The organism is Micromonospora sp. NPDC003816, assembly GCF_042874705.1.
In the GTDB taxonomy this organism is placed as follows: Bacteria; Actinomycetota; Actinomycetes; order Mycobacteriales; family Micromonosporaceae; genus Micromonospora.
This window is the reverse complement of sequence record NZ_JBIANP010000001.1, coordinates 1,306,016-1,324,283: the sequence shown is the minus strand read 5'-3', so window position 1 is coordinate 1,324,283 and position 18,268 is coordinate 1,306,016. Positions and strand designations below refer to the sequence as shown.

The 18,268-nt window shown below is 71.2% G+C and carries 19 protein-coding genes; 11 read left to right on the top strand and 8 right to left on the bottom strand.

What is annotated here, in order from left to right:
• Window positions 1–12: 12 nt before the first annotated feature.
• The 5 genes from ACFYTT_RS05720 to ACFYTT_RS05700 form a co-directional block, all read right to left on the bottom strand.
• Entirely contained in the window at window positions 13–405 is a 393-nt protein-coding gene (locus ACFYTT_RS05720) for a hypothetical protein (protein ID WP_161594938.1), read from the bottom strand.
• Complete coding sequence (locus tag ACFYTT_RS05715) at window positions 402–1,715, bottom strand: WXG100 family type VII secretion target (RefSeq protein WP_387257900.1); 1,314 nt, start codon at window positions 1,713–1,715, stop codon at window positions 402–404. The genes ACFYTT_RS05720 and ACFYTT_RS05715 overlap by 4 nt, the downstream gene beginning before the upstream one ends.
• Window positions 1,705–2,031 (bottom strand): type VII secretion target, encoded by a 327-nt coding sequence (locus ACFYTT_RS05710; protein WP_131052606.1) that lies wholly within the window; start codon window positions 2,029–2,031, stop codon window positions 1,705–1,707. Before ACFYTT_RS05710 ends, ACFYTT_RS05715 begins: the two co-directional genes overlap by 11 nt.
• Window positions 2,018–2,419, bottom strand: a complete 402-nt coding sequence (locus ACFYTT_RS05705) for a YbaB/EbfC family nucleoid-associated protein (RefSeq protein ID WP_131052607.1) — start codon at window positions 2,417–2,419, stop codon at window positions 2,018–2,020. The genes ACFYTT_RS05710 and ACFYTT_RS05705 overlap by 14 nt, the downstream gene beginning before the upstream one ends.
• A 77-nt stretch (window positions 2,420–2,496) precedes the next feature.
• The gene (locus ACFYTT_RS05700; RefSeq protein WP_131052608.1) at window positions 2,497–3,261 is read right to left on the bottom strand and encodes an SDR family oxidoreductase; all 765 of its coding nucleotides are present in this window, start codon (window positions 3,259–3,261) and stop codon (window positions 2,497–2,499) included.
• A gap of 161 nt (window positions 3,262–3,422) precedes the next feature.
• On the opposite strand from ACFYTT_RS05700, the gene sigJ reads away from it, so the two are divergent.
• Entirely contained in the window at window positions 3,423–4,307 is an 885-nt protein-coding gene (gene sigJ / locus ACFYTT_RS05695; RefSeq protein ID WP_131052609.1) for an RNA polymerase sigma factor SigJ, read from the top strand.
• Between the two features lie 10 nt (window positions 4,308–4,317).
• Here the strand turns inward: sigJ and ACFYTT_RS05690 are convergent, their stop codons facing one another.
• A complete protein-coding gene (locus tag ACFYTT_RS05690) occupies window positions 4,318–4,941 on the bottom strand; it encodes a DUF6518 family protein (RefSeq protein ID WP_176094209.1) in 624 nt (207 codons plus the stop codon).
• Between the two features lie 64 nt (window positions 4,942–5,005).
• Window positions 5,006–5,629 (bottom strand): hypothetical protein, encoded by a 624-nt coding sequence (locus tag ACFYTT_RS05685; protein WP_131052611.1) that lies wholly within the window; start codon window positions 5,627–5,629, stop codon window positions 5,006–5,008.
• 158 nt (window positions 5,630–5,787) lie between these two features.
• On the opposite strand from ACFYTT_RS05685, the gene ACFYTT_RS05680 reads away from it, so the two are divergent.
• A complete protein-coding gene (locus tag ACFYTT_RS05680; RefSeq protein WP_387257899.1) occupies window positions 5,788–7,404 on the top strand; it encodes a serine/threonine-protein kinase in 1,617 nt (538 codons plus the stop codon).
• Window positions 7,405–7,501: 97 nt separating this feature from the next.
• Here the strand turns inward: ACFYTT_RS05680 and ACFYTT_RS05675 are convergent, their stop codons facing one another.
• Window positions 7,502–8,248, bottom strand: coding sequence for a FadR/GntR family transcriptional regulator (locus tag ACFYTT_RS05675; protein WP_387257898.1), 747 nt, complete (start codon window positions 8,246–8,248; stop codon window positions 7,502–7,504).
• 209 nt (window positions 8,249–8,457) lie between these two features.
• On the opposite strand from ACFYTT_RS05675, the gene ACFYTT_RS05670 reads away from it, so the two are divergent.
• The 9 genes from ACFYTT_RS05670 (at window position 8,458) to ACFYTT_RS05630 (ending at window position 18,213) form a co-directional block, all read left to right on the top strand.
• Window positions 8,458–9,699 (top strand): sugar ABC transporter substrate-binding protein, encoded by a 1,242-nt coding sequence (locus tag ACFYTT_RS05670; RefSeq protein WP_131052614.1) that lies wholly within the window; start codon window positions 8,458–8,460, stop codon window positions 9,697–9,699.
• A gap of 70 nt (window positions 9,700–9,769) precedes the next feature.
• A complete protein-coding gene (locus ACFYTT_RS05665) occupies window positions 9,770–10,723 on the top strand; it encodes a carbohydrate ABC transporter permease (protein ID WP_236145676.1) in 954 nt (317 codons plus the stop codon).
• Window positions 10,720–11,535, top strand: a complete 816-nt coding sequence (locus ACFYTT_RS05660) for a carbohydrate ABC transporter permease (RefSeq protein ID WP_131052615.1) — start codon at window positions 10,720–10,722, stop codon at window positions 11,533–11,535. Before ACFYTT_RS05665 ends, ACFYTT_RS05660 begins: the two co-directional genes overlap by 4 nt.
• Before the next feature lie 7 nt (window positions 11,536–11,542).
• On the top strand, window positions 11,543–12,691 hold the full coding sequence (gene dgoD / locus ACFYTT_RS05655) for a galactonate dehydratase (RefSeq protein WP_131052616.1): 1,149 nt from the start codon (window positions 11,543–11,545) through the stop codon (window positions 12,689–12,691).
• Window positions 12,692–12,693: 2 nt separating this feature from the next.
• Window positions 12,694–13,317 (top strand): bifunctional 4-hydroxy-2-oxoglutarate aldolase/2-dehydro-3-deoxy-phosphogluconate aldolase, encoded by a 624-nt coding sequence (locus tag ACFYTT_RS05650; protein WP_236145677.1) that lies wholly within the window; start codon window positions 12,694–12,696, stop codon window positions 13,315–13,317.
• A gap of 75 nt (window positions 13,318–13,392) precedes the next feature.
• The gene (locus ACFYTT_RS05645) at window positions 13,393–14,352 is read left to right on the top strand and encodes a sugar kinase (protein WP_387257897.1); all 960 of its coding nucleotides are present in this window, start codon (window positions 13,393–13,395) and stop codon (window positions 14,350–14,352) included.
• 26 nt (window positions 14,353–14,378) lie between these two features.
• A complete protein-coding gene (gene manD, locus ACFYTT_RS05640; protein ID WP_131052619.1) occupies window positions 14,379–15,608 on the top strand; it encodes a D-mannonate dehydratase ManD in 1,230 nt (409 codons plus the stop codon).
• The gene (locus tag ACFYTT_RS05635; protein WP_176094203.1) at window positions 15,598–16,164 is read left to right on the top strand and encodes a gluconokinase; all 567 of its coding nucleotides are present in this window, start codon (window positions 15,598–15,600) and stop codon (window positions 16,162–16,164) included. Before manD ends, ACFYTT_RS05635 begins: the two co-directional genes overlap by 11 nt.
• A 219-nt stretch (window positions 16,165–16,383) precedes the next feature.
• Window positions 16,384–18,213: a long-chain fatty acid--CoA ligase gene (locus ACFYTT_RS05630; RefSeq protein WP_176094202.1), complete on the top strand. Its 1,830-nt coding sequence runs from the start codon at window positions 16,384–16,386 to the stop codon at window positions 18,211–18,213.
• Window positions 18,214–18,268 lie beyond the last annotated feature (55 nt).

Here is an 18,268-nt window from a genome sequence, read left to right as displayed (position 1 = left end):
CGCTGAGCAGTCTCATTGGTAACCGAGTCGGCGGAAAGCTTCTTCGCCAGCGGCCTGCAACTCCGATGTCGATAGATCAGGCACCTGATGCTGGAGTCGCCTGATCCGAGCCAGGAACTCGTCGGGTAGTTCAAGGTGGTAACTGGCGACGTAGAAGCGGAGGTCGTCGCGCCACAACCATTCGCCGTCCGTCAGCACGGAAGCACCGCCGACAAGGTGCCGACCGCTGCCGAGGACGTCGACCTCTGCGCCCATGACATCGATGAGTACGTGACCATGCCGCAGATAGTCGATGACCCCAGGAGCATCTTCCAGCGGTTGGCGACCGAGGTGAGCCTCGATGCTGCCCGCGTACACGTCGGTCGCTCCTGGGCCGAGTTCACGGAAGAATCCGACCGTCCTCATGGGCCGTCCGCCTTCTGTGGCACGAAGACCTCCCAGGTGCCGCCCGCCTCGACAGCAGGCGGATGAGGTTGCGAGGTCCATCGCGGAGTTCCGACTCGTGCGGTCGGTGCCGTGACGGCGACGCCGAGTTCGTCGGCTACCTGCTGAGCGAGTGGCACGCCATCGAGCCCGGGCCGGGTGGTCCCTGCGTAGCAGGACACCAGGCGGACCGGACCACCTGAGTAAGCAGGGTTCTCTTTGATGGCAGCGGCTATCTGTGCCGCGTTGGTGGGGTCGCCGTCCATGTGGTCCCCCTTCGCCGAGACCTTGCCCGGGACGAAGTATCCCCTATCGGTGCCGTGCACGATGACGTCGTGGTGACCGTCGAGTGCCAGCACGTTGTCGATGTTCCGCATGGTCTTCTCGTCGTATCCGATGCCCGTCGATCGAGGCGTGTGATAAACCGGATCGCCCGCTGGCAGATAGGACTCGGGCTGGCGGACCGGCGGAAGTGGCCGGTCTCTCGGGTCAGCCCAATCACGTCGTCGTCCCATCTGCTCGGCCGGACCTAGGCGGGTGAGCCTGTCCAGGGCGCGTTTGAGGTGGTCGATGAGGTCGGCGAGGCGGCGGATGTGGGGGATGATCGCCCGGAGGCTGTTCAGCAGCCCGCGCAGCAGTCTGGCGATCCGTGCCGCCCAGGACGCGACAAGTGTGGTGACCTGCTCCACCACCAGTGGGGTGGCCAGTCCGGCGGTGGCGACGAGTTCGGCGGCGTACACGGTGAGGCGGGAGACGCAGGTGGCGATGGCGTCGCGGACCAGGAGCCGGACGGCGGCGACCAGACCGGCGGTGCCCTCGGTGATGGCGGCCATCGTGTCGGCGCCCTGAGCCAGACCGGTGACGGCCTGGTGTTGCTCGGTGGCCCAGGCGCGGTAGGCGCGCCCGGCGTTGCCGTCCCAGCCGGTCACCTGCGTGCGGACGGCGTCGGCGAGCGCGGTGGCCTCGGCGCGCAGCGACGCGGCGACGTTGCGCCAGGTCTGGGCGTGTGCGGTGATCTGCGCGGGGTCGCCCGCCAACCAGTCCAGTGCCTCGCTGAGGGGCTTGACGTGCTCGATGAGCCAGGCGACACCGTACTGGAGGAGGGCGCCGACCGGGTCGGAGACGAAGGCGAGGGCATCCAGGCCGGCGCTGACCACACCGAGGCTGCCGTCGATCCAGCTTCCCTCGCGTACGCCCCGGGCGATGAGCTCGATGTCCTCGCAGATCCAGACGCCGGCCCAGGCGCTCGGTGCGACCTGCGTCGGGGCGGCGACGAGCGGGTTACCGGTCACGCCGCTCCCGCACCCGGTCGAGACGATGCCGGGCGCGTCCGTCGGCGGTCCGGTAGTGGTCGGCGCCGGTGCGCAGGCGGGTGGCCGTGTCGCGGACCGAGGTGGTGGCGGTGCCGATGCCGTCGACCAGGACCCGGTGCAGGCCGTCGAGCAGCGTGGGCATGATCGCGCAGAGTTGCCCGTACGCGGCGGTGCCGAGCCGGACCTGCTGCCCGGCCCGGCGGGCGGTGTCGAGGGTGTCGGCGTGCCGGTCGAGGCGTGCCGCGTGGGTGGTCAGCTCGTCCGGGTCGACCCGGAGCGGGTCATCGGTCGGCATCGGGGTGGCGTCGCCCGTCGCCCAGCCGCCGTCGGTAGGAGTCGACGACGGCCTGTCCCGTCGGGTCGTCGGCGCCGACGGTCTCGCGGGTCGTCGCGGTGACGCGGCGCAGCAGGTCCGCGTGGGCGGCGCGGGTGGTGGTCAGGATGAGGCGGGCGGTGTGGGCGGCGGAGTGTTGGCGTACCCGGTCGTGCAGCCGCAGGTCGACGAGGAGCCCGGCCGAGTCGACGGTGACCTCGACGGTGCGGTCCGGGCTGTGCGCGGTGCCGGTGAGGGCCGCGACCCGGGCCGCCAGGGACTGTGCTCGTCGGGCCCGGTCGGCGGCGGCGGACTCCCATTCGTCCAGGCGGCGCTGCGTCGCGTCCAGCGCCGCCTCGTCCGCCCACACGCGACCCTCCCCAGGGGACACCACCGCAGAACGCCGCCACGTTACCAACCGGTGGCGCTGCGTGCTGTCCCGCCGATCTAGCGGGCGGCGACGTGTTCGGCGAGGAACGCCTCCCAGGTCCGGCTGCCGACGGTCGCGCCGCGCAGCGTCAGGTTCGCCCCGTCGCGGTAGGCGCGTCCCGCCGCACCGGGCAGGCGGACCGGCAGGGTGAGTCGACGCTTCCCGCTGGCCCGCAGGTAGCCACGCATCAGTTCCCCGGTGGTGTGCACCTGGGGGCCGACGATGTCGGGCACCAGGCCCGCCGGGGTGCCCAGGGTCAGTTCGGCGAGGCGGGCGGCGACCTCGCGGCCGTCCACCGACTGCAACCGCAGACCGGGCAGCGGCACCACCGGCAGGGCGGTCAGCTTCTGTGCCATGGTCAGCACCAGGCTGTGGAACTGCGCGGCCCGCAGGATGGTGAAGGGCAGGCCGGAGCCGCTGATCGCCTCCTCGGCGTGCAGCTTGCTCCGCAGCCAGGCGAGCGGGACGCGGTCCGCGCCGACGACCGAGACGACGACCAGATGCCGTACGTCCGACTGTCGGGCGGCGTCGACCAGGGTGCGGGCGATAGTGTCGTCGCCCTTCTGGCCGCCGGCCAGGTGCAGCACGGTGTCGACGCCGCGTACCGCTCGCTCCACGCCCTCGCCGGTCAGGAGGTCGGCCCGGACCTGCTCGGTGCCGGGGGTGGGACGGCCACCTCGTCGGCTGAGGACGCGGACCGGGCGGCCGGCGTCGCGCAGCAGCGGGGTGACCAGGCGGCCCAGGGTGCCGGTACCGCCGGTGACCAGGATCGGTGGGTGCATCGTCTCTCCCTGCGTCGGGGCCGTCCGCCGTGCGGTCGGCTACCGTTCGTGGCTTCGCCGGGCTCGACCCCGCGCGGACGACGATGGTGACCGGGTGATCGGCGTCGTCACATCGGCGGGCTCGGCGGGGTCGAGCGGGTGGACCCGGAGGAGGGCGAACGATGATCGAGTCTGATCGGCTGGCCGCGCAGTTCGAGGAGCAGCGGCCGTACCTGCGGGCGGTGGCCTACCGGATGCTCGGCTCCCTGGGGGAGGCCGACGACGCCGTGCAGGAGGCGTGGTTGCGGCTGGCCCGTACGGACGCCGCCGCGCTGGACAACCTGACCGCCTGGTTGACCACGGTGGTGGCGCGGGTCTGCCTGAACACCCTGCGGACCCGTCGGCGTCGTGGCGAGGAGCCCCTCGACGCCCGGGTGCCCGATCCGGTGGTCGACCCGGAGGGTGCCGACGATCCGGAACACGCCGCGGTGCTGGCCGACTCGGTGGGGCTGGCGCTGCTGGTGGTCCTCGACACGCTCGCCCCGGCCGAGCGGCTGGCGTTCGTCCTGCACGACATGTTCGGTGTGCCGTTCGACGAGATCGCGCCGATGGTCGACCGGACGCCGACGGCCGCGCGTCAACTGGCCAGCCGGGCCCGACGCCGGGTACGCGGGCAGGCGCCGCTGCCGGACGCCGATCTCGGCCGTCAGCGCGAGGTGGTCGACGCGTTCCTCGCCGCTGCCCGGGACGGTGACTTCGACGCGCTGGTCGCCGTGCTGCACCCGGAGGTGGTGCTGCGGTCCGACGGCGGTGCGGGCCGTGCCCGGTTCACCACCGTGATCAGGGGTGCCACCTCCGTCGCCGCCGAGGCCACGTCGTTCGGCCGGTTCTCGCCGTTCGCCCGGCCGGCGGTGGTCAACGGCGCCGCCGGGGTGGTGGTGGTCGCCGCCGGACGTCCCCTGTCGGTGATGGCCTTCACCGTCGCGGACGGACGCGTCGCCGCGATCGACGTGATCGCCGATCCGGACCGGCTGGACGCGCTGGATCTCGCCGCGTTCACCGACTGACGCCGGGCGGTCAGCCGAAGTTCGCCAACCGGAAGGCCGCGAACCCCACCAGCGCGAGCGGCACCGCCGTGGCCAGCGCGACCAGCCGCTGCCGGGCGGTGCGGCCGACCAGGACCACGACCAGGACGCCGAGTACCGCGTTGATCAGGGCGTTCCAGAGCGGTTCGATGCCGTAGCTCGGGTGGTTGATCCGTCGCGCCTGCAACAGCGCCTCGGCGAAGAGTACGGCGGCGGGCAGCGCTGTCCCGATCACCCGCCGCCACCCCGTTCCGCGTGCCCAGACACCGCCGACGCCGAAGACCACTCCGGCGAGGACTCCGAACGCCATCCAGATCAGCGAGGTGGTCGCCCCCAGCACCGCCCAGTCGTCGCCCTGGATGAGCGCCGCCGCGACGTAGTAACTCGGCACCGCGACCACGAGCCCGACGGCGGCACCGACGGCCGCCCGGACCGGGCCGGAGCGGACCCGGAACCCGAAGGCGAACGCCGCCACCGCCCACACCGCGCTGGAGTTGCCCAGTTCGGCGAAGGGATACGGCACGTACTTGATCCACACGAAGTCGAGGAAGCCGAGCAGGAAACCGCCGAGCACGGCGAGGAGGGCCACGCGTCGGTGGTCGGGGGCGGGACGCATGGCGCAGAAGCATACTCGGTATGCAGTGGGTCGCCGCTGGCTGGGGAAGCCGTATCGGCGGTGGTCAGCGCGGTGCGGCGTACGCCAGCGGCGCGCTCACGTCGTCCCAGGTGCCGATCAACGCGACCCCGGTCGCCGTCGCGCCCGCGCCCGGACGGCGGACCACGGTCAGCTCGACGCCGTCCGTGACGATCACGGTCAGGTCGCCGTCCACGATCGACCGCACGGCACCGACCGGAGGCACCTCGGCCGCCGGGGCGTCGCTGGCGATGTCCATGTTCGGCGGGCGTACCTGCCGCTCGCCGTCCTCCTCGAAGTACTCCTCGGCCTGGCCGGTGCCGGCGAGGACGGCGTCGGCCAGCGCGGACGCGTACACCGGGTCGCCGCAGGCGTCGTAGACCCACCGTCGGCCCAACGCCGAGTGCTCCATCGTGCCGACCAGCCGGTCCTCCGCGCCGGCCAGCGGCTCGCCGCGATAGGTGAGCGGCACCTGGTGCACCGGGCCGGTGCCGACGCGCACCAGCAGCGTCTCGATCCCGACCTCACCGGCCGGATCGTCGAAGCGGTACGCGCCCACGCGGACCACCTCGGCGTCGGCGTCCCCGCGATACCAGACGCGGCCGGGCAGCCACGTCGCCAACAGCTCCAGTTTGGTGGGGCGCAGTTCCGCCCGGTGCAGCAACGCCATGCCCGCATGGTACGGAGGCGGTCCGCCGGGTCCGCACTCACCGTTGGCCGTTTCGCTCAGGAGTGGCGGTAGGGTGTCGAATCGACCTCCGAGTATCCGTAGGGGAAGATCATGCGCAGAACGGTTCCCGGGTCGGCCACGAACTGTGGAATGGGGACGTGAACCAGCCACTGCGCCCCGGTGATCCGGCGCGGCTCGGCGGGTACGACCTGCTCGGCCGGCTCGGTGAGGGCGGTATGGGTGAGGTGTTCCTGGCCCGCAACGGGCAGGGCCGGCAGGTGGCGATCAAGATGATCCGCCCGGATCTCTCCGACGACGGCGAGTTCCGGGCCCGCTTCCGCAGCGAGGTGAACCAGGCTCGCCAGGTGCCGCCGTTCTGCACCGCCGAGGTGCTGGACGCCGATCCGGATCACGATCCGCCGTACCTGGTGGTGGAGTACGTCGACGGGCCGAGCCTCGCCCAGGTGGTCCGGGCGCAGGGACCACTCGGTGCGGGCGCCCTGCACAGCATGGCCGTCGGGGTGGCGACGGCGCTGGCCGCGATCCACGGCGCAGGGGTGATCCACCGGGACCTCAAGCCGGCCAACGTCCTGGTCGCGTTGGGCGGCATCAAGGTCATCGACTTCGGCCTCGCCCGTGCCTTCGAGGCGACCAGTCAGCACACCCGGACGAACCACATGGTCGGCACCATCGCGTACATGGCACCGGAGCGGTTCGAGACCGGGCGTGATCGTACGGTCGGTCCGGCGGCGGACGTCTTCGCCTGGGGTGCGGTGGTCGCCTACGCGGCCACCGGGCGGACGCCGTTCGCGGCCGACTCGCCGGCCTCCACCGCGATGCGGATCCTCAGCCAGCCGCCGGACCTCACCGGCCTCGGCGGGCCGTTGCGCGGGTTGGTCGAGCGGGCGCTCGCGAAGGACCCGGCGGAGCGTCCCACCGCCCGCGCACTGCTCGACGAACTGTTGACGACGGCACCGTCGTCGCGCGAGGCCGACCGCATGCTGGCCGCCGCGGCGTCGGCATCCGCCGTCTCGTCGGTGTCGGCGGTGAGCGGCGGTGGAACGCCCGGTCGTGGGAGCGACGCCCCAGTGGCACCGAAGCCGGTGTCCGACGGCCGGGTGAGGAAGCGGCGGAGCCGGCTGGTGCTGGTCGCCACGGTGGTCGCGGCGGCGCTGCTGGTGCCGGCCGTGCTGGTCGGCCCGCGTCTGCTGCGTGGCGTCCTCGATGGTGCCGCGACCTCCACCGGGCCGTCCGTCTCCCGGAGTCTGGATCCGGTGCCGGCCGGGTCGGGTAAGCCGAGGACCTCGCTGGATCCCGTCGAGGCCGCCCTGGGCATTCTCAACGGGCAGCGTCGGACCCTGCTGCATGTGGCGGAGATCGACCGCGACCTGTCGGTGGACGGCGACGGCAGGGTCCACGTCGGTGACGGCACGGGGCCGGACGCCGTCTTCGTCCTTCAGCCGTTCGGCGTCGACTACATGATCAAATCCTTGAATCCCGAGATCGCACACCGGCCCTGCCTCGGGGTGAAACGCCAGCCGAGCACGTCCTCCTCGCTGGTGGGCGCCGATTGTGTGGCGACCCAGGCGACACTGTTCAGCATCAGGCCCATCGAGGAGAGCAAGGACGACCAGGGTCGCCCCACCCACGTGCTGTACAACGAGGAGCACGGCTTCGTGCAGTGGAGCCGGAGCCGCAAGGTGATCTACGTGGAGTTCCTCGGCGACGGCGAGGTCGACACCACATTCAGCCTGGTCGACCGAGGGGCCGTCTGATCCGACCGTCCTGCCGGTCCGATCCGGCAGGACGCGGACGGCCTGGGCCGATCCGGGACGGACGTCGACCGCTCCGCCCGGGCCGGTTCCGGTCCCGTCAGGCGGGCTCGGGCTCGGGGGCGAGCCCCTGCTCCCAGATCGAGGACATCTCCTCGAACGCGTGCTCCATGATCTGCACCATCGCCTCGCGTGCGGTCTCGCCGTCGTGGCGCTGGATCGACTGGGCGACGTCGGCGTGCAGTTGCAGGGCCTGCTCGTGCGGGTAGTGCGGCATCAGGTGGTAATGGTGGCGTCCGATGAGGACCTCGGCGACCAGGCTCTGGAGCTTGACGAACATCTCGTTGCCGGAGGCGCGGAGCACCCGCTGGTGGAACTCGATGTCGAGGCTGAGGAAGCGTTCCTCGTCACCGGCCTTGCCGGCGGCCCACATCTTGGCGGCGAGACCGACCAGGTCGCTGGCCTCGTCGTGGTCGACCCGGCGCGCGGCGAGCCAGGCGGCGTGCGGCTCCACCGCCGTCCGTAGCTCGGTGATCGAGCGGATCTGGGCGATGCGTCCGGCGGAGGCGAGCCGCCAGCGGATCACCTGGGGATCGAAGACGTTCCAGTGGTGCGCCGGCCGGATCATGACGCCGACCCGGCGGCGGGTCTCGATGAATCCCATCGACGCGAGCACCCGGAGGACCTCCCGGACCACCGAGCGGGACACGGCGTAGCGGTCCACCAGGTCGTCGATGTTCAGCACGGCTCCGGAGGCCAGCTCGCCTCCGCAGATGGCCGTGCCGAGGTGATCGAGGACGCGGCCGTGCAGCCCGGTCTCGGTCGGGGCGGTTTGGGTGGGTGTCACCCCGGGTGAGGGAACCTTCACGGCTCGGATCATATCAGTTAGGTCTCCCCCTTGTATAAGTCTGCTTTTTCGGCCTAACATCCGGACGTTAAGCGGATGTAACAGCCCGAGGTCGCGCTCGTCCCCCCGAGGCGTCGGCCAGGACAGAAGGAGAGACGGACGTGGGACGTCGATCAATAGTTGGGACATCTCTGGCGGTCGTGGCCGCCATGACCCTCTCCGCCTGCGGCGGTGGTGGTGAGGACAGCGGCGCCTCGGACACGGTGCGCGTGACGCTGGTGAACCACGTCTGGACCGAGAACATCCGGAAGGCGCTGCCCGAGTTCGAGCAGCAGACCGGTCTCAAGGTCGAGGTCACCCAGCTCGGCGAGGACCAGCTGTCGGACCAGTACAACGTGAAGCTCAACGCGGGCTCCGACGACATCGACGTGATGATGTACCGGCCGCTGCAGGAAGGCCGCCTGTTCGCCAAGAACGGGTACCTGGCCGATCTGACCGACAAGGCCAAGGACAGCTCGGACTTCGACTTCGCCGACTTCCAGGACGCCCCGGTGAGCGCCACCACCTACGAGGAGAAGGTGGTGGGCATCCCGATCATCACCGAGCAGCAGGTGCTCTACTACCGCAAGGACCTGTTGGAGAAGTCCGGCTTCAGCGCCCCGCCGCAGACGCTCGACGAGCTCAAGGCGCAGGCGACCAAGATCCAGGCGGACAACCCCGGCGTGGCCGGCTTCGTGGCCCGGACCGGTAAGGCCGCCGCCGTCACCCAGTTCTCCAGCTTCCTCTACAGCTTCGGCGGTGACTTCGTCGACGAGGCGGGCAACTCCGCCGTCAACAGCGAGGCCGCCAAGCAGGCGTACGCCTTCTACGGCGGGCTGCTGCGCGAGCAGGGTCCGGCCAACATCAGCACCGACATGAGCTGGTCCGAGGCGATGGCCATCTTCACCCAGGGCCAGGCCGCCTTCTACCCGGAGGCCAACTCGCTCTACGCGAACGCCACCGACCCGAGCAAGTCGCGGGTCTCCGAGAACGTCGGCTTCGCGCCGTTCCCGGCCGGTCCGGCCGGTTCCAAGCCGTACAACATCCCCTCGTGGGGCCTGGCGATCAACGAGGCCTCGGGCAACCAGACCAACGCCTGGAAGTTCATCGAGTGGGCGGCCGGCAAGGAGCAGTCGCTGGACCAGCAGAAGGCCGGCACCCCCGGCGCCCGCGCCTCCGTCTTCGAGAACCCCGAGGGCACCTCGACCTACCCGGAGGACATGGCGCAGGCGATCACCGTGAGCCTCGCCAACGGCGTGGGTCACGACCGGCCCGTGGTCGAGCGCGTGGCGCAGGCCCGGGAGATCGTCGGTCAGCCGATCGTCGACGCCATCACCGGTCGGGACGCCGCCGCCTCGGCGGACACCGCCCACGAGGCGTTCCAGAAGTTCCTGGACGACGAGGCCCGCTAGGACCGAGCGCGGGGGTGGCGGGGCCGATCGTCCCGCCACCCCCGCCCGGCCTTCCCATCACGGAGATCTGATGTCAGCAGTCAGCGCCCCCGAGCGGGCGACCAGTAGCGCCTCCGTCATGCCCGACACGCCCGGTTGGGCGCGTTGGGCCAACGACCATCGCAAGTGGCTCTTCGCGGCCCCGGCCATGGCCTTCGTCGCCGCGCTGATCATCTTTCCGCTCGCCTGGACGGCGTACCTCAGCCTCACCGACTCCTCGGGGTCGGTCCGCGCCGAGTCGGAGTTCATCGGTTTCCGGAACTACGTCGACGTCCTGACCGACACCGACCGGTTCTGGCCCGCCGTCGCGCGGACCGGTGCCTTCACCGGTGTCGCGTTGCTCGTCGAGGTCGTGCTCGGCATGGCTATCGCCCTGCTGTTGTGGCGGCCGTTCCGGGGCGAGAAGTGGGTCCGCGTCGCCATCCTGCTGCCGCTGGTGGCCACCCCGGTCGCGGTCGGCATGATGTGGCGGCTCATCTTCGACCCGAACATCGGCCTGGCCAACCAGGCGCTCGGCTGGGTCGGCATCGGGCCACAGCCGTGGCTCGCCGGTCAGCACACCGCGCTGCCCACCACGATCTTCATCGACATCTGGCAGTGGACGCCGATGGTCGTGCTGATCCTGCTCGCCGGGCTCACCTCGCTCTCGGACGAGCCGCAGGAGGCCGCGATGATCGACGGCGCCAGCGCCTGGCAGCGCTTCCGGCACGTCACACTGCCGCTGCTGATGCCCACCGTGATCGTCGCGGTGCTGCTGCGCGGCATCGACGCGCTGAAGACCTTCGACATCCTGTACGCCACCAAGGGGCGCGGCGGCGGTTCGTTCAACGAAGTCGAGACGCTCAACGTGTACGCGTACGGGCTGAGCTTCGACTACAACGAGTACGGCCTGTCGTCGACCGTGTTGATCCTGTTCTTCCTGCTCATCATCGCCCTGATGTGGGTCCTCACCGCGCGCAAGAAGAAGGAGGAGGCGGGCCGATGAAACCGGGCAAGGGTTTCAAGATCTTCCGCGTGGTCGCGCTGATCGTCGTGGTGCTGTCGCTGGTGGCGCCGCTGATCTGGATGGTCGCCGCCTCGTTCAAGACCAACGTCGACATCTACGACTCCAGCAAGGCGCTGGTCTTCACGCCCACGCTGGACAACTACAACACGGTCCTGCAGCAGGCCAACTACGTCCAGTTCATCGTCAACAGCCTCTGGGTGGCGTTCGCGGCGACGACGCTGTCGTTGCTGCTGGGCGTGCCGGCGGCGTACTCGATGAGCCGCTTCAACATGAAGAAGTCGGCGCTGGTCGTCCTGATGGCCCGGATCATCCCCGGCGTCTCGCTGCTGGTGCCCTGGTACTACGTCTTCTCGAACCTGCGCATGGTCGGCGGCTTCAGCGTGCTGATCCTGAGCCACATGTTCGTCTCGCTGCCGCTCATCGTCTATATCATGATGGGCTACTTCGACGGCCTGCCGGACGAGTTGGAGGAGGCCGCACTGGTCGACGGGCTCACCCCGATCGGTGCGTTCCGGCGGATCACCCTGCCACTGTCCGTACCGGGCATCGCCACCGCCGGCATCCTGTCGTTCATCTTCTCCTGGAACAACTTCATGTTCGCGCTGGTGCTCTCCGGTGCGAGCACGAAGACCCTGCCCGTGGCGATCTTCGACTTCGTCGGATACGCCAGCATCGACTGGGGCGGCCTGATGGCGGCGACCACCGTGGTCACCCTGCCGATCATGCTGATCGCCCTGTTCGTGCAGAAGTACGTGGTCTCCGGTCTCACCGCCGGTGCGACGAAGGGCTGACACGATCATGACCACCATCGCCCGCGTCGAGACCTTCCTCGTCGCACCCCGTTGGCTGTTCGTCCGGGTGGAGACCACCGACGGCATCGTCGGCTGGGGCGAGGCCACCTGCGAGGGCCGCTCGGAGACCGTCCGCACCGCCGTCGAGCAGCTCTCCGAGCTGCTCGTCGGGCAGGACGCGCTGCGCATCGAGGACCACTGGCAGGTGATGACCAAGGGCTCCTTCTATCGCGGCGGGGCGATCCTGGCCAGCGCCGTCGCCGGCCTGGACCAGGCGCTGTGGGACATCGCCGGCAAGCGGTACGGTGCGCCCGTGCACCAGTTGCTCGGCGGACCCGTCCGGGACCGGATCCGGGTCTACGGCTGGGTCGGCGGTGACGAACCCAGCGAGGTCCGTGACCACATCGCCGCGCGGGTCGAGTCGGGTCTGACCGCGGTCAAGATGAACGCGTCCGGGCGGATGAGCCCGCTGGCCTCCGTCGCCGAACTCGACGCGGTGGTGCAGCGGGTCGCCGCCGCCCGCGAGGTGCTCGGCGACGAGCGGGACGTGGCGGTGGACTTCCACGGCCGGTTCACCCTGGCCAACGCCCGTCGGGTCGCGCCGCTGCTGGAGCCGTTCCGGCCGCTGTTCCTGGAGGAGCCGGTGGTGCCGGAGAACTCCCACCTGATCGGCGAGTTCGTCCGCTCCACCAGCACGCCGGTCTCCACCGGGGAGCGGCTGTACAACCGGCAGGAGTTCCTCCCGGTGCTCCAGGCCGGCATCGCGGTGGCCCAGCCGGACCTCGCGCACGCCGGTGGCATCACCGAGGTACGCAAGATCGCCGCGCTGGCCGAGACGTTCGACGTGCAGCTCGCCCCGCACTGCCCGCTCGGGCCGATCGCGCTGGCCGCCTGCCTCCAGGTCGGCTTCGCCACGCCGAACTACCTGATCCAGGAGCAGAGCATCGGCATCCACTACAACCTCGGGGCCGAGGTGCTGGACTACTGCGTCGACCAGCAGCCGCTGACCTTCGTCGACGGGTACGTGCAGCGACTCACCGCACCGGGGCTGGGCATCGAGATCGACGAGCAGGCGGTGCGGGCGGCCGACAAGCGCGGCCACGCCTGGCGCAGCCCGATGTTCCGGCACCCCGACGGCTCCTACGCGGAATGGTGACCATGACCTTCGACATCACCGCCGAACTCACCCGGTCCCGGATGCTGGCCATCATCCGGGGCACCGACACCGCCGCCGCCATCGCCACCGGCACCGCCCTGCTGGCCGAGGGCGTACGCGTGGTGGAGGTGGCCCTGACCACCCCGGGTGCGCTCGACGTCATCGCGGCCATCCGGGCCGACGCCCCGGCCGACACGTTCGTCGGCGCCGGCACGGTGCTCACCGTCGCCGACGTCGCCGACGTGTCGGCGGCCGGCGCGCAGTTCGTGGTGACGCCGGCCGTGGTCGAGTCGATCGCCGAGGCGGCCGGGCGTGGTCTGCCGGTCGCGGCCGGCGCGCTGAGCCCCACCGAGGCGTACACGGCGGTGCGGTCGGGGGCGAGCGTGGTCAAACTCTTCCCGGCCTCGGTCGGCGGGCCCTCGTACCTCAAAGCGCTGCGCGACCCGTTCCCGGACATCCCGTTCGTCGCGGTCGGCGGGGTCGGCCTGGCCGAGCTGCCCGGCTACCTGGCGGTCGGCGCGATCGCCGTCGGCGTGGGCGGTCCGCTGGTGGGCGACGCCGCCTCCGGCGGAGACCTCGACGCCCTGCGCGACCGGGCCCGCCGCTTCCTCGACGCGGTGCGGTGACATGAACGAGCGTCAGCGAGTGAATCATCGTGTTCGGGTGTGTCATGGCGACGCGCAGCGCAGCGGAGCGGTGACATGACCGAGCCTCGGCGGGATCTGCTCACCGTCGGTGAGGCGCTGGTGTCGTTGCGGTCCTCCGGTCCGCTGGCGGCCGGCGGCCCGTTGCGCATGCACCTCGCCGGCGCCGAGTCCAACGTGGCCATCGGTGTGGCGCGACTCGGGCACCGGGCGGCCTGGGCCGGCCGGGTCAGCGACGACGAGTTGGGCGAGTTCGTGCTGCGGCAGTTGCGGGCCGAGGGCGTCGACACCGCCGACGTCCGGCGGGACCCGGAGCGCCCGCCCGGCGTGATGTTCCTGGAGCGGCGGACCGCCGACGTGTCCCGGGTGCGCTACCTCCGGGCCGGTTCGGCGGGCGCGGCGCTCGACGTCGACGACCTGCGCGCTCCGCTCGCCGCCGGTGCCCGCCTGCTGCACCTGAGCGGGATCACCCCGGCGCTCTCCGACAGTGCGCGGGCTGCGGTGAGCTGGGCGGTCCGCACGGCGGCCGAGTCCGGCATCCCGGTCAGCCTGGACGTCAACTACCGGGCCGGGCTGTGGTCCCGGGAGGAGGCTCGGACGACCCTGACCCCGCTCGCCGGGTACGCCTCGGTCGTCGTGGCCTCCACCGACGAACTGGACCTGGTCGCCGAGGCCGGGGCCGACGAACACGGTGCCGCCGCCGACCTGCTCCGGCGGGGGGTGTCGACGGTGCTGGTCAAGCTCGGTGCCGACGGCGTCCGCGCGTACACCGTGGACGGTGTGGAGCATGTCCCGGCGGTGCCGGTCACCGCCGTCGACACCGTCGGTGCGGGTGACGCGTTCACCGCCGGCTATCTTTCCGGGCATCTGGACGGGCTGGACCTGACCGACCGGCTCCGGCGCGCGGTGGCGCTCGGGGCGTTCGCGGTCGCCGGACACGGCGACTGGGAGGGCCTACCCCGCCGCGACGAGTTGTCCCTGATCACCGGCAGCGCCGCCGGCACCACCCTTCGCTGAGCATCACCTGCGAGAAAGGCACCCTCGTGAAGATCGTCGCTGCAGACGTCATCGTCTCCAGTCCGGACCGCAACTTCGTCACCTTGAAGATCACAACCGAGGATGGCATCACCGGCCTGGGCGACGGCACACTCAACGGGCGTGAACTCTCGGTCGCCTCGTACCTGCGCGACCACGTCGTCCCGCTGCTGATCGGCCGGGACGCGCACCGCGTCGAGGACGCCTGGCAGTTCCTCTACCGCTCGGCGTACTGGCGGCGGGGACCGGTGACCATGGCGGCCATCGCCGCGGTGGACGTGGCGCTCTGGGACATCAAGGCCAAGGCCGCCGGGATGCCGCTCTACCAGTTGCTCGGCGGTGCGTCCCGCAACGGCATCATGGCGTACGGGCACGCGTCGGGGCGGGACCTGCCGGAGCTGTTCGACTCGATCCGGGCCCACCTCGACCAGGGTTACCGGTCGATCCGGGTGCAGACGTCGGTGCCCGGCATCAACGCCGTGTACGGGGTCGCCGCGCAGCCCAGCACCGGCGGCAAGCGGTACGACTACGAGCCGGCCCAGCGCACCCCGCTGCCGGCCGAGGAGGACTGGGACACCCGGGCGTACATGCGTCACCTGCCCGGGGTCTTCGAGGCGGTCCGCAACGAGTTCGGTCCGGAACTGCCGCTGCTGCACGACGGCCACCACCGGATGACCCCGATCCAGGCCGCCAAGCTGGGCAAGTCCCTGGAGCCGTACGACCTGTTCTGGCTGGAGGACTGCACCCCGGCGGAGAACCAGGAGGCGCTGCGGCTGGTGCGTCACCACACCACCACGCCGCTGGCCATCGGCGAGATCTTCAACACCGTGTGGGACTACCAGACCCTGATCCGGGAGCAGCTCATCGACTACGTGCGCTCCGCCGTCACCCACACCGGTGGCATCACGGCGATGCGCAAGCTGCTCGACTTCGCCGCGCAGTACCAGATCAAGTCCGGTATCCACGGCCCCACCGACATCTCGCCGGTCGGCATGGCCGCCGCCCTGCACCTGGACCTGGCCATCCACAACTTCGGCATCCAGGAGTACATGCGGCACGGTCCGCTCACCAACGAGGTGTTCCGTCAGTCGTTCACCTTCGACGACGGTTACCTGCACCCGGGTGAGCAGCCCGGCATCGGTGTCGAACTCGACGAGGAGGCCGCCGCGCGCTACCCGTACCAGCCGGCCTACCTGCCGTTCAACCGGCTGATGGACGGCACGGTCCATGACTGGTGACCTACCGACCCGGCACATCGTGGTGATGGGGGTGTCGGGCGCGGGCAAGACGACCGTGGCCCACGGCGTCGCCGCGCTGACCGGGCTGGTGTTCGCCGAGGCCGACGAGTTCCACTCGGAGGCCAACGTGGCGCGGATGCGGGCGGGCGTACCCCTGGACGACGACGCCCGGTGGCCGTGGCTGCGGGCCCTGGCCGGATGGATGGCCGACCGGCACCGGGAGGGCGTGTCGACGGTGCTGGCCTGCTCGGCGTTGAAGCGCTCCTACCGGGACGTGCTGCGGCAGGGCCCGCCGAGCGTCGACTTCGTCCACCTCGACGGACCGACCGAGACCATCCGGCAACGGATGTCGTTGCGCGCCGACCACTACATGCCGCCGAGCCTGCTGGACTCGCAGACCGCGACGCTGGAACCGCTCTGGCGGGACGAGCGTGGCGTGGTGCTCGACCTGCAACTCACCACCGGTGAGCTGATCGAGTCGGCGGTACGGCGACTCGGCCTGCCGGTGCGTGACCTGGCCACCGGCGTACCCGTGGTGGCCGAGCCTCCGGCGTAACCACCGGACGGCGCGTGGGGGGCGGTGGTCCGGCTTGTCCCGGTCGGGCCACCGCCGTCCGTGTTCCCGGGCCGGTCCGGCAGGGGGCCGGTCGGGCGGCGGCGTGCGGTTCTAGCACGGCCCGCACCGGCGCGGGACGCGTATTCGCGTTTCCGGGACCGGGCTCGCGCCACCGGGCCACCATCAGCCCGACGGCGACACGACGGCAGGTGGGCGGGCGTGCGGGAGACAGCGGTTGATCCGATCGTCGGCGGCGAGGACGGCAGCCTGGCCGACCGGGTGTGGCGCAACGCGGCGGAGGATCCGGACGCCGTCCAGTTCGTACGCCCCGACCCCGACCCCCGCTCCTGGCCGGTACGGCGCTCCGGGCGGGGCGGCCCGCTGCCGGTGACCTGCCGGCAGTTCCGCGACGACGTGCTGGCACTGGCCCGGGGCTTCCTCGCGGTCGGCGTCGCGCACGGCGACCGGGTGGGGCTGCTCAGCCGGACCCGGTACGAGTGGACCGTGGTCGACTACGCGCTCTGGTCCGTCGGTGCGGTCACCGTGCCGATCTACGACACCTCCAGCACCGACCAGATCCGGTGGATCCTCGGCGACTCGGGCGCGGTCGGCTGTGTGGTGGAGACCGCGGACCACGCCGCGACCGTCACCGGACTGCGGCCGGACCTGCCCGAGCTGCGGCAGACGTGGCGCATCGACGCGGGCGACCTGATCACGTTGACGGCCCAGGGGCGGGCCGTCGACGCCGACGAGGTGGACCGGCGGCGTGCGGCCGTGACCGGCCGGGACATCGCCACCATCGTCTACACCAGCGGCACCACCGGCGCGCCGAAGGGCTGCGTCCTGACCCACCGCAACATCTCCACCGACATCGGCAACGCCACCGCCGTGCTGCCCGACGTGCTGCACCCCGGCGCGTCGACGGTGCTGTTCCTGCCGCTGGCGCACGCCTTCGCCCGGCTCATCCAGGTCGGCATGGTGCACACCCGGGCCACCATGGTGCACAGCGCCGACATGTCCGGCGTGCTCGACCAGCTCCGCCGGTTCCGGCCCACGTTCATCCTCACCGTGCCCCGGATGTTCGAGAAGATGTACGACCAGGCCCGGCAGACCGCGCAGGACGGCCACCGCGGCGCGGTGTTCACGCTCGCCGAGAAGGTGGCCGTGCGGTACAGCCGGGCCCTGGACCGCGCGGGCGGGCCCGGACTGCCGCTGCGCCTGGCCCACCGGGTGTTCGACCTCGTCGGGTACCGCCGGCTGCGGGCCACCCTCGGCGGGCGGTGCCGGTTGGCGATCGTCGGCGGGGCGCCGCTGGGGGAGCGGCTCGGACACTTCTTCCGGGGCGCGGGCCTCACCGTGCTGGAGGGGTACGGGCTGACCGAGACCTCGCCGGCACTCGCGGCCAACCTGCCGACCGCGATCCGTATCGGCACGGTGGGTCGGCCGCTGCCCGGGGTCCGCGTCCGCATCGCCGACGACGGGGAGATCCACGTCCGCAGCGAGGTGGTGTTCCCGGGGTACTGGAACAATCCCGAGGCCACCCGGGCGGCGATGACCGACGACGGGTGGCTGCGTACCGGTGACCTCGGTCGACTCGACGACGACGGTTACCTGCGGATCACCGGCCGGACGAAGGAGATCATGGTCACCGCGGCGGGCAAGAACGTCGCGCCCGCCCCGATCGAGGAACTCATCCGCGCGCATCCCCTGGTCAGCCAGTCGATGCTGGTCGGCGACGGCCGCCCGTACGTCTCCGCGCTGGTCACCGTCGATCCGCAGGCGTGGCTGCGGTGGCGGGAGAGTCACGGGCACTCCGGAGCCTCGCTGGCGTCCCTGCGTGACGACCCGGGTCTGCGCGGCGAGATCCAGCACGCCATCGACGACGCCAACCGCACGGTCTCCCGCGCCGAACAGGTCAAGACGTTCCGCATCCTGGCCCGGGACCTGACCGAGGACGACGGCGAACTGACCCCCACCCTCAAGATCAAGAGAAACACCGTCGAGTCCCACTTCGCCGACGACATCTCCGCCCTCTACCACCAACCCTGACCCCGCCCCGTTTCCCCCCGCCCTGCCCCTGCCCCGCCCCGCCCCTCGCCTTGTT

Excerpts from the sequence above, each read along its gene's own strand:
- ACFYTT_RS05720 (WP_161594938.1), bottom strand. The coding sequence starts at position 405 with ATGAGGACGGTCGGATTCTTCCGTGAACTCGGCCCAGGAGCGACCGAC.
- ACFYTT_RS05710 (WP_131052606.1), bottom strand. The coding sequence starts at position 2,031 with ATGCCGACCGATGACCCGCTCCGGGTCGACCCGGACGAGCTGACCACC.
- ACFYTT_RS05700 (WP_131052608.1), bottom strand. The coding sequence starts at position 3,261 with ATGCACCCACCGATCCTGGTCACCGGCGGTACCGGCACCCTGGGCCGC.
- sigJ (WP_131052609.1), top strand. The coding sequence starts at position 3,423 with ATGATCGAGTCTGATCGGCTGGCCGCGCAGTTCGAGGAGCAGCGGCCG.
- ACFYTT_RS05690 (WP_176094209.1), bottom strand. The coding sequence starts at position 4,941 with ATGCGTCCCGCCCCCGACCACCGACGCGTGGCCCTCCTCGCCGTGCTC.
- ACFYTT_RS05685 (WP_131052611.1), bottom strand. The coding sequence starts at position 5,629 with ATGGCGTTGCTGCACCGGGCGGAACTGCGCCCCACCAAACTGGAGCTG.
- ACFYTT_RS05670 (WP_131052614.1), top strand. The coding sequence starts at position 8,458 with ATGACCCTCTCCGCCTGCGGCGGTGGTGGTGAGGACAGCGGCGCCTCG.
- ACFYTT_RS05665 (WP_236145676.1), top strand. The coding sequence starts at position 9,770 with ATGTCAGCAGTCAGCGCCCCCGAGCGGGCGACCAGTAGCGCCTCCGTC.
- ACFYTT_RS05660 (WP_131052615.1), top strand. The coding sequence starts at position 10,720 with ATGAAACCGGGCAAGGGTTTCAAGATCTTCCGCGTGGTCGCGCTGATC.
- dgoD (WP_131052616.1), top strand. The coding sequence starts at position 11,543 with ATGACCACCATCGCCCGCGTCGAGACCTTCCTCGTCGCACCCCGTTGG.
- ACFYTT_RS05650 (WP_236145677.1), top strand. The coding sequence starts at position 12,694 with ATGACCTTCGACATCACCGCCGAACTCACCCGGTCCCGGATGCTGGCC.
- ACFYTT_RS05645 (WP_387257897.1), top strand. The coding sequence starts at position 13,393 with ATGACCGAGCCTCGGCGGGATCTGCTCACCGTCGGTGAGGCGCTGGTG.
- ACFYTT_RS05635 (WP_176094203.1), top strand. The coding sequence starts at position 15,598 with ATGACTGGTGACCTACCGACCCGGCACATCGTGGTGATGGGGGTGTCG.